Raw genomic sequence first — 14,856 nt, forward strand, 5'->3', positions numbered from 1 at the left:
AACATGCACCTTGCGCCTCGTGATCTCGACAAGCTCGTGCTGCACGGCGCGGGCTTCCTCGCCCAGAAGCGCCTCGCGCGCGGGGTCAGGCTCAACTACCCGGAGGCCGTCGCGCTCATCGCGACGCAGATCCTCGAGCTGATCCGCGACGGCCGCAGCGTCGCCGAGCTCATGGACGTCGGTCGCCGCCTTCTCGGGCGCGCGCAGGTGATGGCCGGCGTCCCCGAGATGATCGCCGAGGTCCAGGTGGAGGGGACCTTCCCCGACGGGACGAAGCTCGTCACCGTCCACCACCCGATCGCGCTCGAGCACGGCGATCTGGCGCTCGCGCTCTACGGCAGCTTCCTCCCCGTGCCCGACCTGTCGCTCTTCCAGCAGGCAGGCCAGGGCGAGGCGACCGCCGAGCCGGCGCCCGGCGAGGTGCTCGTGAAGCCCGGCGAGATCGAGCTCTCTCCCGGCCGGCGGCGGCTCTCCCTCCCCGTGAAGAACCTGGGCGACCGGCCGATCCAGGTGGGCAGCCACTACCCGTTCTCGGAGACGAACCGAGCGCTCGAGTTCGACCGCGCGGCGGCGGCGGGGATGCGGCTCGACATCCCCGCGGGCACCGCGGTCCGCTTCGAGCCGGGCGACGAGAAGACGATCACGCTGGTGCAGGTCGGCCCGCACGGCGGGGCGGCGCACGCCGCGCCGGAGGAGCAGCAGGCATGAGCCACAAGATGCAGCGGCGGCACTATGTCGATATCTACGGGCCGACGGTCGGCGACCGGGTGCGGCTCGGCGACACCGGCCTCATCGCCGAGGTCGAGCGGGATCACACGTCCTACGGCGACGAGTGCAAGTTCGGCGGCGGCAAGGTGCTGCGCGATCGGATGGGGCAGATGCCCGGCGCCTCGAACGACGAGGCGCTCGACTGCGTCATCACGAACGCGCTCATCGTCGACTGGACCGGCGTCTACAAGGCCGACATCGGCATCAAGCGCGGCCGCATCGCGGCGATCGGCAAGGCCGGCAACCCGAAGGTGATGGTCGGCGTCACGCCGGGCATGATCGTCGGCGTGACGACGGAGGTCATCGCCGGCGAGGGGCACATCGTCACGGCGGGGGGCGTCGACGCGCACATCCATTTCATCTGCCCGCAGCAGGGGTACGAGGCGCTCGCGGCGGGCGTCACCACGTTCGTCGGCGGCGGCACGGGCCCGGCGACGGGCACGAACGCGACCACGTGCACCCCGGGCGCCCGCCACATCTCGCTGATGCTGCAGGCGACGGACGTGCTGCCGCTCAACATCGGCCTCACGGGCAAGGGCAACACCTCGTCGCCCGAGGGGCTGCTCGAGCAGGTGCGCGCCGGCGCCGTCGGGCTGAAGCTGCACGAGGACTGGGGCACGACCCCGCCCGCCATCGACTGCTGCCTCAGCTTCGCCGAGCACGAGGACATCCAGGTCACGCTCCACACCGACACGCTGAACGAGTCGGGCTACGTCGACGACTCCATCGCGGCGTTCAAGGGCAGGACGATCCACTCCTACCACTCCGAGGGCGCGGGCGGCGGGCACGCGCCCGACATCCTGCGCATCTGCGGCGAGCCGAACGTGATCCCGAGCTCGACGAACCCGACGCGCCCGTACACCGTCAACACGCTCGACGAGCACCTCGACATGCTCATGGTCTGCCACCACCTCGACCGGAACATCCCGGAGGACGTGGCGTTCGCCGAGAGCCGCATCCGCGGCGAGACCATCGCGGCCGAGGACATCCTCCACGACCTCGGCGCGATCAGCATCATCTCGAGCGACAGCCAGGCGATGGGCCGCGTCGGCGAGGTGATCACGAGGACCTGGCAGACCGCGCACAAGATGCGCGATCAACGCGGCCGGCTGCCCGAGGAGCAGGGCGACAACGACAACTTCCGGATCCGCCGCTACGTGGCCAAGTACACGATCAACCCGGCCATCGCGCACGGCATGTCCCACGAGATCGGGTCGGTCGAGCCGGGCAAGCTCGCGGATCTCGTGCTGTGGCGGCCCCAGATGTTCGGCGTGCGCCCGGAGCTCGTGATCAAGGGCGGCTTCATCGCCTGGGCGCAGATGGGCGATCCGAGCGCGTCGATCCCGACGCCTCAGCCGTACTACATGCGCCCGATGTTCGGCTCGCTCGGCGCGGCGGTCGGCGAGACGAGCATCGCGTTCGTGTCGAGCCGCGCCATGGACGAGGGGAGCATCCGCAGGCTCGACCTGAAGAAGCGCCTCTCGGCGGTCCGCCGGTGCCGCAAGATCGGCAAGGCCGACATGCGCCTCAACAACACGCTCCTGCCGATCACGGTCGATCCCGAGACGTACGAGGTGAGGGCCGGCGGCGAGCTGCTCCGCTGCGACCCCGCGAAGATCCTGCCCCTCGCCCAGAGGTACAGCCTCTTCTGAGGCGGGGAGCTCGCTCTCGGCCGCTCCTCGCCCGCGGGTTCACCCTTCTCTCCGTCTGCTTCCGTCTGTCGCCGTCTGCTTCCGTCTGTCTCCGTCTGCTTCCGTCCGCTTCCATCCGCGCGCATGAACAGGTGGCTCCTCCTCCAGCTCTCCGACTCCGCGTTCCCGGTCGGAGGGTTCGCGCACTCCGCGGGCCTGGAGGCGGCGGTGCAGCTCGGCGAGGTGGGGCCCGGGAGCGCGCTCTCGTCGTTCGTCGCGAGCGCGCTCTGGCAGGTGGGCCTCGGCGCGCTGCCGCTCGTGCGGGCCGCGCACGAGCGCCCGCTCGACATCGCGACCGTCGACGACGCGTGCGACGCCTTCCTCGTGAACCACGTCGCGAACCGGGCGAGCCGGACGCAGGGCCGCGCGTTCCTCGCGACGAGCGCGCGCGTCTTCCCCTCCGCCGAGATCCGTCGCCTCGACGCCGCCGTGCGGGCGCGGGAGGCGCTGGGCCACCACGCGCCGGCGTTCGGCGCGACCCTCGCGGCGCTCGGCGTCCCGCGCCAGGACGCGCAGGCCGTCTACCTGCACGCCTCGCTCCGCGGCGTCGTCTCGGCGGCGGTGCGCCTCGGGCTCGTCGGGCCCCTCGAGGCACAGCGACTGCAACTCGAGAGCGCGCCGATCCTCGACGCGGTGCTCCATGAGTGCGGAGATCACGGTATCGACGAGCTCGCGCAGCCGGCGCCGCTCCTCGATCTCTTCGGGGCCACGCAGGATCGGCTCTACTCGCGTCTCTTTCAATCGTGAGGTGACAGCATGCACGACCCTGGCGATCACGGGCATGGGCACAACGGCCACGGTCATGGCCACGACCACGACCACGACCACGACCACGTTCACGACCACGACCACGTTCACGACCACGACCACGTTCACGACCACGACCACGACCACGGCCATGTTCACGGGGGTGGCCACGGGCATGCGCACGAGCACGGGCACACGCATGAGCACTGGGCGCATCCGGGGCTCTTCAGCGAGCGGGATGCGCCGAAGGACCGCGATTTCTCGGCGCGGGCGTTCACGGTCGGGATCGGAGGGCCCGTCGGCAGCGGCAAGACGGCGCTCGTGCTCGCGCTCTGCCGCGCGCTTCGCGACAGGATGCCGCTCGGCGTCGTCACGAACGACATCTTCACCCAGGAGGACGCCGAGTTCCTGCACCGCAACAAGGCACTGCCGCCGGAGCGCATCCGCGCGGTGGAGACCGGGGGCTGCCCGCACGCGGCGATCCGCGAGGACATCAGCCACAACCTCGTCGCGCTCGACGACCTCATGGATCACGTCGCGCCCGCGCTCCTCATCGTCGAGAGCGGCGGAGACAACCTCGCCGCCCAGTACAGCCGGGAGCTCGTCGACTACACGATCTATGTGATCGACGTCGCCGGCGGCGACAAGGTGCCGCGCAAGGGCGGACCGGGGATCACGCAGTCGGACCTGCTCGTCATCAACAAGACCGATCTCGCTCCGCACGTCGGCGCCGACCTCGGTGTCATGGAGCGGGACGCCCGGAGGATGCGGGGAGACGGGCCGTTCCTGTTCGCGCAGTGCAACCGGAGCCAAGGAGTCCCCGAGATCATTGACCACATCCTCTCCGCCATGCGCCGCGCAACCACCACGGCGCCTCCCGCGAAATAGGCCTCTATCGCGCGCCTCCCGCTGCGAGAAGCGCTGCGAGAAGCGCTCACGCTCCACAGGAGTCGGCATACCGGAGCACATCTGCGCCGGGCGCGCGGCGCTGTCCCCTGTTAAAGGAGGACAGCGGCAACGCCGCTTCGACTTCCGTTTCGCTGGAATACCGGTTCTATTGGACGGTAGGCGGACTTCGGACGGGTGGTAGAGGGCGGGGAGGGCTCCGCCGGGCGGAGCGACTTCCACCACGACCGCCGCGGTCGCCACGCGATCACGGCAGCGCCGGATGGCGAGGCGGCGCGGCGCACCCGTTGTAGACCAGAGGAGGAGGCATCAGTGAGCCAGGCCCGACCCCATGTGCTGGTGGTAGACGCCGAGAAGAGGGTCCTCGACAGGCTCGCGCTCGAGCTCGGCCAGGGCGGCTTCGACGTCACCTGCGCCGAGAGCGGGCTCGCCGCGATCGAGCTCGTCAAGGCGCGCCGCTTCGACCTCGTGGTCGCCGATGTGGGGGCGCTCGGCACGGAGGGCGCCGGGACCATCGCCGCGCTCAAGGCGCTCGGCCCGGACCTCGAGATCATCGTCGGCGCCCCGTGCTCGAGCGCGCAAGACGCGGTGGAGTGCATCGAGCGCGGCGCGTACGACATGCTGGAGAAGCCCTACGACATCGAGGACCTGAAGCGGCTGCTCGAGGCGGCGATGCTGCGCACCCACCTCGACGCCGTGGCGGCCGTCCACCAGGCGAGCGCCGCCCTCGTCGCGTCCCTCTCGCGGGACGACTTCCCCGAGCGCGCCGTGGATCTCGCGGCGAAGGTCGTCTATACGACCTGCGCGGCGCTCTCCCTCGCGCTCGATCAAGGGGCCGCGCTGTACCAGGCGGCCTCCGGCGCCGAGGTGCCCGCGGCGTTCATCGCTCGGCTCGCCGGGCGCATCGAGGGCGCGCTCGCGCCCGTCCGCCTGTCCGCGGACGACGCGCCCGATCTGCTCTGCACCGCAGAGGGCGATCGCTTCGGCGCCGCCATCGTCGCGCCGCTCCGCCTGGGCGAGAGCTCGTTTGGCGGCCTCGTGGTGCTCCGCGACGAGCGCCTGCCGGCGTTCACCAGCCAGGAGGAGCAGGCCATCGGCATCTTCGCAATTGAGCTCGCGCTCGCCTTTTACGGCCACAAGGTACGGCGCTCGCTCGGCCCCTGCGCCGCCTGACGCCCGCGCGCGGCGTGGACACGCGCGGCGCGCTCGTCCGGGCCGAGATCTGCGGCTGGCGCCCGCAAATTCTTCGGCAATCGAGCTCAAGATTCCCTCTGGCGAACGCGTTCGCGCCCCACTAAAGGAGGGGAGCGATGAGCCCCACCGCTGCACCATCGACTCTCCCCGCCAGGGCCCAGCGCGCCGCGACCTTCTACCGGGATCTCGTCGGCAAGAAGATCGCGATGGCGCTGAGCGGCGTCATCTTCTTCGGCTTCGTGATCGGCCACATGGCCGGCAACCTCCAGGTCTTCCTCGGCCGGCAGAAGTTCAACGACTATGCCGCCTTCCTCCACGGGACGCCCTCCCTGCTGTGGGGGACGCGGATCGTCCTCCTCGCCTCCCTCATCGTCCACGTCTACACGGGCGTGACGCTCGCGCAGCACAGCCGCGCTGCCCGGCCGGTCCCCTACCAGGTGAAGGGGCAGCGGCGCCCGAACGTCGCCGCGCGCACGATGCTGCTGAGCGGCGGCGTCCTCGGCGCCTTCATCGTCTATCACCTGCTCCACCTGACGACGGGCACCGTGCACCCCGACTTCGTGCCGCTCGACGCCTACGACAACGTCGTGAAGGGCTTCAGCCCGGGCCCCGCGGCGATTGCCTACGTCGTGGCGATGGGCCTGCTCGCGCTGCACCTCTACCACGGCGCGTGGAGCATGTTCCAGTCGGTGGGCCTCAACCACCCGCGCTACTCGCCGGTGCTCAAGAAGTTTGCCGCCGCGTCGTCGATCCTGCTCTTCGCCGGCTTCTCGTCCATCCCGCTGGCCGTCCTGTTCGGCATCGTCCGCTGAGCCCGGAGCGTCCGTCATCATGCAGCTCAATGCGAAGATCCCTGAAGGTCCCATCGAGAAGAAGTGGGACCAGCACCGCTTCAACCTGAAGCTCGTCAACCCGGCGAACAAGCGGAAGTACACCGTCCTCGTCGTCGGCACCGGCCTCGCCGGGGGCGCGGCGAGCGCGACGCTGGCCGAGCTCGGCTACAACGTGAAGAGCTTCTGTTTCCAGGACTCTCCGCGCCGCGCCCACAGCATCGCCGCGCAGGGCGGCATCAACGCCGCGAAGAACTACCAGAACGACGGCGACAGCATCTACCGCCTCTTCTACGACACCGTGAAGGGCGGCGATTACCGCGCGCGCGAGGCCAACGTGTACCGGCTCGCGCAGATCAGCGTGAACATCATCGACCAGTGCGCCGCGCAGGGCGTGCCGTTCGCGCGGGAGTACGGCGGCGTGCTCGCGAACCGCTCCTTCGGCGGGGCGCAGGTGTCGCGCACGTTCTACGCGCGCGGCCAGACGGGGCAGCAGCTCCTCCTCGGCGCCTACCAGGCCCTCGAGCGGCAGATCGGCCTCGGCAAGGTGAAGATGTACCCGCGCACCGAGATGCTCGACCTCATCGTCATCGACGGCAAGGCGCGCGGGCTCATCACCCGCAACCTGATCACCGGCGCGCTCGAGACGCACCTCGGCGACGCGGTCGTCCTCGCGTCGGGCGGCTACGGCAACGTCTTCTTCCTCTCGACGAACGCGAAGGGGTCGAACACCACGGCCATCTGGCGGGCGCACAAGCGCGGCGCGCTCTTCGGCAACCCCTGCTTCACCCAGATCCACCCGACGTGCATCCCGGTCTCGGGCGACTACCAGTCGAAGCTGACGCTCATGAGCGAGTCGCTCCGCAACGACGGCCGCATCTGGGTGCCCACGAACGCGGGCGACACGCGCCCGCCGGAGCTCATCCCCGACGGCGAGCGCGACTATTACCTCGAGCGCCGCTATCCGAGCTTCGGCAACCTCGTGCCGCGCGACGTCGCGTCGCGCGCGGCGAAGGCGGTCTGCGACGAGGGCCGCGGCGTGGGGCCGACGCGGCTCGGCGTGTACCTCGACTTCTCGGACGCCATCCGGCGCCTCGGCAAGCCGGCCATCGCCGAGCGCTATGGCAACCTCTTCGACATGTACGAGCGCATCACCGGCGACGACCCGTACAGCGTCCCGATGCGCATCTATCCGGCCATCCATTACACGATGGGCGGGCTCTGGGTCGACTACAACCTGATGAGCACGATCCCCGGCCTGTACGTGCTCGGCGAGGCGAACTTCTCCGACCACGGCGCGAACCGGCTCGGGGCGAGCGCGCTGATGCAGGGCCTGGCGGACGGGTACTTCATCATCCCCTACACCATCGGCGATTACCTCGCGTCGACGAAGCTCGAGCGGGTCGACGACCTCCACCCCGCCGTGAGGGACGCCGAGCGCGACGCGAGCGCGCGGTTGAACAAGCTGCTCGGCGCGAACGGCTCGCGAACGGCCGACTCGTTCCATCGCGAGCTCGGCAAGATCATGTGGGAGCAGTGCGGGATGGCCCGCAACGCGGCCGGGCTCAAGGGCGCGCTCGCGCGGATCCCGGAGCTCCGCGAGCAGTTCCACCGTGACGTCCGCGTCTCGGGGACAGGCACCGGCCTGAACCAGGAGCTCGAGAAGGCGGCGCGCGTCGCCGACTTCTTCGAGCTGGCGGAGCTCATGTGTCGTGACGCGCTCGACAGGGAGGAGTCGTGCGGCGGGCACTTCCGCGAGGAGCACCAGACGCCCGAGGGCGAGGCGAAGCGCGACGACGAGCGCTTCTCTTATGTCGCCGCCTGGGCATGGCGAGGCGAAGGTCAGGCCCAGGAGCTCCACAAGGAGCCGCTCCAGTTCAACGAGGTTCACCCCACGCAGCGGAGTTACAAATAATGCGCCTCACCCTCCATGTCTGGCGGCAGAAGGGCAAGTACGAAGCGGGCCGGTTCGTCACGTACGAGGTGCCCGACGTCAGCGAGCACATGTCCTTCCTCGAGATGCTCGACGTGCTCAATCAGCGGCTCATCCTCAAGGGTGAGGAGCCAATCGCGTTCGATCACGACTGTCGCGAGGGCATCTGCGGCATGTGCGGCTTCATGATCAACGGCCAGGCGCACGGCCCCCTCCGTGGGACGACCGTGTGTCAGCTGCACATGCGTCACTACAAGGACGGCGACGTGCTGTGGCTCGAGCCGTGGCGAGCCCAGGCGTTCCCGGTGGTAAGCGACCTCGCGGTGGACCGCAGCGCGTTCGACCGGATCATCGCGGCGGGCGGCTTCGTCTCGGTGTCGACGGGCAGCGCGCCGGACGCGAACGCGATCCCGGTGCCGAAGGTGGTCGCCGAGCGCGCCATGGACGCGGCGGCGTGCATCGGCTGCGGCGCCTGTGTCGCATCTTGTCCGAACGCGTCCGCCTCGCTCTTCACCGCGGCGAAGCTCACGCACCTGAACCTGCTGCCGCAGGGCGAGCCGGAGCGCGATCAGCGGAGCCTCAACATGGTCGCCCAGATGCGCGTCGAGGGCTTCGGCCACTGCACGAACGTCGGCGAGTGCGAGGCGGTCTGCCCGAAGGAGATCCCCCTCGACATGATCGCGAAGATGAACCGCGACTACCTGCGCGCGACGCTGGTCCACCGCGACGTGCAGGCCAAGGGCGGCACCGGCTGAGGCGCCGCACCCGCCGGCCTCGCTCGAGGCCGGCGGCGCTTCCCCTCCCTCCCCTCTCGTCGACAGCGAACGCTCTCCTCCCGCACGCCATGAACGGCGGCGCTCCGTCGCCGCCACCCCGCCGCCAAGGCGGGTGCGCCCCTGATTGACACCGGCTCGCCGCCCGGACGCGCTGCGCCGAAGGTGCGCCTGTGGCCCACGGGGTCAGGCTGGCCCTTCGGCCCATCACCGCCCGTACGGCCGGCCCCCGGTGCCTGCAGGCGCAGGCTGCAGCGCCTCGGCACGAGGCTCACCCGAGCACGGCCCCGCGGCATGACAGGCGAGCCCTGGTGCCGTGGGTGCGCCAGCACGATCCCGACGGCCGCCGCAGGTGTGGCACGAGGCCGCCCTCACCTTCCGTTTTCGTACAATTTTTCACCAAAAACACAAGGATTTGCAGGCCCCCTGTGGAAAACAAACCAGGAGTTTCCTGATCACCGACTCAGGGACTTCCTAAACCGTCTTCACATTGAGAGCCCCAACCGTACAGTCAACGTGGGATAAGCACTCGGCATGTTTCGAGAACATCTCGCCGCGACTCGCGCCTATGCCAGTGGGGGCTTTCCGAGCGTGGCGAGCCGTCGCTCCAGTAGCAGCGCAACCGCGAAGATGCCGTGGCGCTCTCCCGCGCCGCAATGAAACGTGTCAGGGTCAACAGGCACTTGTTCGAGGTCACGAGTTGGAATAACCTCGAAATTGTCCTGAACGGGATCAGTCGTCATAAGACAATTGTGGTCACCCCACACCATGTCGTAGACTAGGTCGAACTTAGAGCGCCGCAGCGAGGGGGGGCATCCCGCGGCGAGCGCGTCGAGGATCGCATCGAGTATCGCTCTTCTGCGGAAGCCGGTTCGAGGGGAGGGCCGGCAGGAGGAGAAGCCAGAGGCAACGGCCGCGGCGACCTTTCTCCCGGCGGGTCAGGAGATCCGCTTTCCACACGGGAACGACGCGCACCGGGACCGCAAACCAGACCGACCGGGGCCGGGCAGATCGCCTGACGGCGCCCTGCTGCACTGTTCGTGCTGCGCGCCGAAGGCGCGCGCCGGGGTCTGCGAGGCTGATCGGATGCGGGAGTTCGAACATCAGACAGGTCTCTTGGACGAGCGAAGAAGTAGGAGGGGAACTTCATGAGGTGCTGCATCGACGGCCTTAATCTGCATCCGACGAGCGTCCACGATGCTGCCGTTGTTCTCGACACCGTGACGGATCGGCTCCTCGCCGCGGGTGATCGGCGGGCGGCCTTCACCGACGTCTACGGTATCGTCACGCGCGCGGTCGCGGCGCAGGTCGGGCGACGCGATGGCATGTTCCTCGAGCCGGCGTGGATCTCGCGGCTCGCGGGCCGGTTCTGCGAGCGGTACCTCGAGACGCTCGGCTGGTACGATCGGGGCGCGGCGCAGGACTGCGGCGCCTGGCACATCGCGTACGCGAGCACGGCGTCGCGGTTCACGCCCCCCGTGCAGAACGCGCTGCTCGGCTTCAGCGCCCACATCAACTACGACCTGATCTTCGGGATCCACGCGACGATCGTGGAGTTCGGGCACGGCGCCGACCGGGCGATGCTCGCGCGGCTCAAGCACGATCACGATCAGATCAATACGCTGCTCCGCGCCTCGGTCATCGAGGCGCTCGCGCGCCTCACCGCGCGGCACGGCTGCCCCCTCAGCGCGTTCTTCCTGGACAACGCGCCGGAGGTCGCGATCTGGGTGTCCATGGAGATGCTCTCGCGGTGGCGCGAACGGGTCTGGGACGACGTCCTGGCGCTCCTCGCCGCGCGCGACGGGAGCGAGCGGGCGGCGCTCTCCCGCGGGATCGAGCGGCGCTCCACGCGCATCGCCCAGATGCTCGCGCTGCCCTCGCTCCACCAGGCGCCGCATACGGCGCTCCGCCTCCTGTCAAGGGCCGCGTGATCGCGGCCGACCGCAACCGGAGCCCCGCCCGATCGTAGAATGGGGGCATGAGCAAGCTGCCCAAGGAACCGCCTGCCGGCGAGATCACCCCTCCAGCGCTCTACCTGCGGCGGCGCGAGCTCCTCAAGAGCGCGGCGCTCTTCGCCGGCACCGCGTCGGCCATCGGCGGCGGCCTCGTCTGGCTCACGGGCGGCGCGGCGCGCCCCTCGGCGGCGGGCGCCCCCGGCGGCGAGGCCACGCCGCTCGGCAGCGCGGGCGCGCCGCCGGGGCCGCCCGCCGCCGGCGCGTCGTCCTCCGGGACGAGATCGAGAGACCCGTTCGTTACCGACGAAGCGCGGACCTCCTACGAGGACATCATTTCGTACAACAACTTCTACGAGCTCGGCCTGAGCAAGTCCGAGCCGGCCAGGAACGCCGGCCGGCTCAGGCTCCGCCCCTGGGCCATCGCGTGCGAGGGAGAGGTGAAGAAGCCCGAGGTCATCGACCTCGACACCCTCCTCCGGTGGTTTCCCCTGGAGGAGCGCGTCTATCGAATGCGCTGCGTCGAGGCGTGGTCGATGGTGATCCCCTGGCTCGGGTTCCCGCTGGGCGCGCTGCTCAGGCGCCTCGAGCCGACCTCTCGCGCCCGGTACGTCCAGTTCACCACGCTGCTCGATCGAGAGCAGCTGCCCGGCCAGCGGAGCGACGTGCTGGAGTGGCCTTACGTCGAGGGGCTGCGGATCGACGAGGCGATGCACCCTCTCACGATGCTGGCCGTGGGCCTCTACGGCAAAACGCTGCTCGGCCAGAACGGAGCGCCCATTCGCCTGGTGGTGCCGTGGAAATACGGGTTCAAGGGGTGCAAATCGATCGTCAGCATCAAGCTCACCGAGCGCCAGCCGGCGACGAGCTGGAGCCGCGCCGCGCCGGACGAGTATGGGTTCTATGCGAACGTGAACCCCGCGGTGGATCACCCGCGCTGGAGCCAGGCGACGGAACGGAGGATCGGTGAGCTGCGTCGCCGTCCCACGCTGCCATTCAACGGCTATGCGGAGGAGGTCGCCGGCCTCTACAGCGGGATGGACCTGCGGGAGAGCTTCTGATGATGCGCGCGCCAGCGAGGACGATGTCGCCGCCGCGCGCTGCCGCCGCCGGCGTGCCGGCTGGCCGGAAGCTGGCCTGGCTCCCGCCCGCGGTCGTCGCCGGCGGGCTGATCCCGCTGGCCGTGCTCGGCGTGCGCGCCGGGGCCGGGGCGCTCGGCCCGGACCCCGTCGCCGAGGCGCTGAACCAGCTCGGCCTGCTCGCGCTCGTGCTGCTCGTCGCCTCGCTGGCGGCGACGCCGCTCAAGCTCGTGTCGGGCTGGACCTTTCCGCTGCGTATCCGCAAGGCGCTCGGGCTGCTCGCCTTCTTCTACGCGTGCGCCCACTTCCTGACGTACGCGATCGTCGATCAGGGCCTCGAGGTGCGCGCGATCGGCGAGGACATCACGCAGCGCCCCTTCATCCTCGCCGGCTTCGTCGCGCTCCTCGCGCTCGTCCCGCTCGCGGCGACGTCGACCGCGCGCATGCTGAAGCGCCTCGGCGCCGCGCGCTGGAAGCGCCTGCACCGGCTCGCCTACGTCGCCGCCGTCCTCGGGATCGTGCACTTCTTCCTCCGCGTGAAGAAGGACACGACGGAGCCGATGATCTACGGGGCGCTGCTCGCGCTGCTCTTCGCCGTGCGCATCGCGAGCGCCGTCCTGCGCAGACGCGCGGCGCCGCGCTGAGCGCCGGCGTCGCGCCGTCACGTCGTCGCGCCGTCGCCGCGCGGCGAACCTGCCGCGCCGCGCCGCGCGTTCGGATACCATGGGGCTTCGACGTGGAACGCGTGAGGACGGCGTCATGAAGCTCTTCACCATCGGGGACAGCATCTCTCAAGGCTTCATGTCGCTCGGCGCGGCGCGCACCCAGCTCGCCTACTCCACGTGGATCGCGCGCGCGCTCGGCGTCGACGTCGGCGACGCGCTGTCGAGCCCGGCGTACCGCGTGCCCGACTACCCGGCCCACGGGCTGCTGCTCGATCTCGAGGTGGTGCTCCGCCGCCTCCAGCTCGCGTTCGGCACCACGATCGACAGGCTCGAGTGGGCCGCCGTCCTGCTGGAGATCAACCGGGTGCTCGACGTGGCCGAGGACTACTACGAGCGCGGCGAGGGGGCCGGCCCCTACCGCGGCGGGAGCGTCCCCTGGTTCCACAACGTCTCGGTGTACGGCTTCGACGTGGCCGACGCGTGGCTCGTGACCCCGAGGCTCTGCAGGGAGCGGATCGCGGCGGCGCCCGGCGCCACGGACGGCTTCCTCCAGGGGCCCAACGCGGCGTTCTACCGGACCGCGCTCCGCGTCCTCAACCCGTCGCGAGACGAGCGCCTCGACGGGTACAGCCAGCTCGACTGGCTCGGCCACCACGCGCGCGGCGAGGGCGTCGAGAACCTCCTGCTCTGGCTCGGCCCCAACAACGCAGTCGGCTCGGCGATCCTCCTCAGCGTCGCGGCGACCGAGGACAGGCCCGAGCGGCGGCCGGTCTCGCTCAGCTTCGACGAGCGGACCCGGGCGCAGTGGAACCTCTGGATGCCCGACGATTTCGTCGCCGAGTACGGCGAGCTGCTCGACCGGGTCGACACCCTGATGCGGCGCAACGAGAGCCCGGGCTGGCGGGTGTTCGTGGCCAACGTGCCTCACGTGACGATCGTGCCGATCGCCACGGGCGTCGGCGACCCGCTCCCTGGCTCGCCGCGCTACTTCCCCTATTACACCTATCCCCCGTTCGCTCGAGGCCCCCGCCTGATCGAGGCGGGCGCGCCGCACCTCACCGCGGCGGAAGCGCGGCGCATCGACGCGACGGTCGACGCCTGCAACGCGCAGCTCCTCCGGCTCATCGAGGAGAAGAACGCCCGCCACCGCACGCCCCGGTATCACCTCGTCGACGTCTCCGGCGGCCTGGACCGGCTCGCGTACCGGCGCACCGGCGGCGAGCCGTCGTACGAGTTCCCCGCGTACTTCGCGGCCAACGTCGCGCCGCCGATGGACACCCGCTTCTACCACGTCGATCGCGCCGGGCGCCGCAGGGCCGGCGGCATCGTCAGCCTCGACGGGGTTCACCCGAGCGTCATCGGCCAGGGCCTCCTCGCCCACGAGTTCCTCAAGGTCATGAAGGAAGCCGGCGTCCCCGGCGCCGACCCGGACCGCCTGCCGTGGCCCAGGATCGTGGCGAGCGACACGCTCTATCAGGACCCGATCCCGCTGATGGAGGAGATCTACCAGTACGAGGAGCTGTCGTTCGCGGTGCTCTCGGCTTACCGGTACCTCTTCGGAGGGTTCCAGGGCCGGCGCGGCAGCATCAAAGACTTCTAGAGCGGTTCCACCCGCCCATGGAGCGTCGCAGAGCGGCGGTCACGGCACTGCCGGAGCGCTCCCGCGCAGCATGAAATAGATGAGCACCCCCGTGACGGAGACGTAGAGCCAGAGGGGCAGCGTCACCCGAGCGATCTTGGCGTGCTTCGCGAAGTTCGCCTTGTAGGCGAAGTAGAACGACGTCAGCGCGAGCGGCACGATGCCCGCCGAGAGCACGATGTGAGAGATGAGGACGGCGAAGTAGACGGCGCGGAGCGGCCCGGTGCCCTGGTACTTCGTGTCGCCGTGGACGAAGTGATAGGCGAGGTAGCCGACGAGGAACAGCGACGAGGCCGCGAACGCCGAGACCATCAGGTACTTGTGCACGACCATCGCGCGGCGCTTGATCGCGAACCAGCCCGCGACGAGGAGCGTGGCGGCCGTCGCGTTCAAGGCGGCGTTCAGCGGGGGCATGAAGCGGAGATCCGCGCCGCCCGCGCCCCGCCGGATGATCAGGATGTAGGCGAGGAACGCCAGCGCGGCCGCGGAGAGCACGGCATTGAAGGCGTAGAACGATCGGTCGCTTGTGCGGGCGAGCAGGCCGACGGGCTTCAAGTGGCTCGAGGCGTGGGACGACATCGCGCGGTCCATACCAGAGGAGCGCGCCGAGCGCGAACGCGAGCGGGCGACCTCGGATCAGCGAGCGGGAGCGGACGGAAGCGGACACGAGCCGGCGGGA

The 14,856-nt window shown here is 70.0% G+C and carries 13 protein-coding genes; 12 read left to right on the forward strand and 1 reads right to left on the reverse strand.

Translation table 11 applies throughout. The features are described 5' to 3' along the window. Window positions 1–3: 3 nt before the first annotated feature. From ureA to WMF29_RS34825, 12 genes are all read left to right on the forward strand, one after another. Entirely contained in the window at window positions 4–708 is a 705-nt protein-coding gene (gene ureA, locus WMF29_RS34770; protein ID WP_272095497.1) for an urease subunit gamma, read from the forward strand. Next, complete coding sequence (gene ureC / locus WMF29_RS34775) at window positions 705–2,420, forward strand: urease subunit alpha (protein ID WP_437324404.1); 1,716 nt, start codon at window positions 705–707, stop codon at window positions 2,418–2,420. Before ureA ends, ureC begins: the two co-directional genes overlap by 4 nt. Window positions 2,421–2,543: 123 nt before the next feature. Further along, window positions 2,544–3,206: an urease accessory protein UreF gene (locus WMF29_RS34780; RefSeq protein WP_437324405.1), complete on the forward strand. Its 663-nt coding sequence runs from the start codon at window positions 2,544–2,546 to the stop codon at window positions 3,204–3,206. A gap of 9 nt (window positions 3,207–3,215) precedes the next feature. Beyond that, window positions 3,216–4,094 carry an urease accessory protein UreG gene (gene ureG, locus WMF29_RS34785; protein WP_437324406.1) on the forward strand — a complete coding sequence of 293 codons (879 nt, stop codon included), beginning with the start codon at window positions 3,216–3,218 and terminating at the stop codon, window positions 4,092–4,094. 330 nt (window positions 4,095–4,424) lie between these two features. Next, window positions 4,425–5,285, forward strand: a complete 861-nt coding sequence (locus WMF29_RS34790) for a response regulator (protein WP_437324407.1) — start codon at window positions 4,425–4,427, stop codon at window positions 5,283–5,285. Window positions 5,286–5,422: 137 nt separating this feature from the next. Next, on the forward strand, window positions 5,423–6,118 hold the full coding sequence (locus tag WMF29_RS34795) for a succinate dehydrogenase cytochrome b subunit (protein ID WP_437324408.1): 696 nt from the start codon (window positions 5,423–5,425) through the stop codon (window positions 6,116–6,118). A gap of 19 nt (window positions 6,119–6,137) precedes the next feature. Continuing rightward, window positions 6,138–8,051 (forward strand): fumarate reductase/succinate dehydrogenase flavoprotein subunit, encoded by a 1,914-nt coding sequence (locus WMF29_RS34800; protein ID WP_272095502.1) that lies wholly within the window; start codon window positions 6,138–6,140, stop codon window positions 8,049–8,051. Then, window positions 8,051–8,824: a succinate dehydrogenase/fumarate reductase iron-sulfur subunit gene (locus tag WMF29_RS34805; RefSeq protein WP_437324409.1), complete on the forward strand. Its 774-nt coding sequence runs from the start codon at window positions 8,051–8,053 to the stop codon at window positions 8,822–8,824. The genes WMF29_RS34800 and WMF29_RS34805 overlap by 1 nt, the downstream gene beginning before the upstream one ends. Before the next feature lie 1,166 nt (window positions 8,825–9,990). Then, window positions 9,991–10,773, forward strand: coding sequence for a DUF5995 family protein (locus WMF29_RS34810; protein ID WP_437324410.1), 783 nt, complete (start codon window positions 9,991–9,993; stop codon window positions 10,771–10,773). Window positions 10,774–10,820: 47 nt separating this feature from the next. After that, window positions 10,821–11,855 carry a protein-methionine-sulfoxide reductase catalytic subunit MsrP gene (gene msrP, locus WMF29_RS34815; RefSeq protein WP_437324411.1) on the forward strand — a complete coding sequence of 345 codons (1,035 nt, stop codon included), beginning with the start codon at window positions 10,821–10,823 and terminating at the stop codon, window positions 11,853–11,855. 2 nt (window positions 11,856–11,857) lie between these two features. Continuing rightward, window positions 11,858–12,517: a sulfite oxidase heme-binding subunit YedZ gene (locus WMF29_RS34820; RefSeq protein WP_437331196.1), complete on the forward strand. Its 660-nt coding sequence runs from the start codon at window positions 11,858–11,860 to the stop codon at window positions 12,515–12,517. Window positions 12,518–12,632: 115 nt separating this feature from the next. Next, on the forward strand, window positions 12,633–14,138 hold the full coding sequence (locus WMF29_RS34825) for a hypothetical protein (protein WP_437324412.1): 1,506 nt from the start codon (window positions 12,633–12,635) through the stop codon (window positions 14,136–14,138). A gap of 39 nt (window positions 14,139–14,177) precedes the next feature. Here WMF29_RS34825 and WMF29_RS34830 read toward each other — a convergent pair whose 3' ends face one another. After that, window positions 14,178–14,768, reverse strand: a complete 591-nt coding sequence (locus WMF29_RS34830; protein ID WP_437324413.1) for a DUF420 domain-containing protein — start codon at window positions 14,766–14,768, stop codon at window positions 14,178–14,180. Window positions 14,769–14,856: the final 88 nt, after the last annotated feature.

The sequence above is a fragment of the Sorangium sp. So ce381 genome (assembly GCF_051473845.1).
GTDB classification, from domain to species: domain Bacteria; phylum Myxococcota_A; class Polyangia; order Polyangiales; family Polyangiaceae; genus Sorangium; species Sorangium atrum.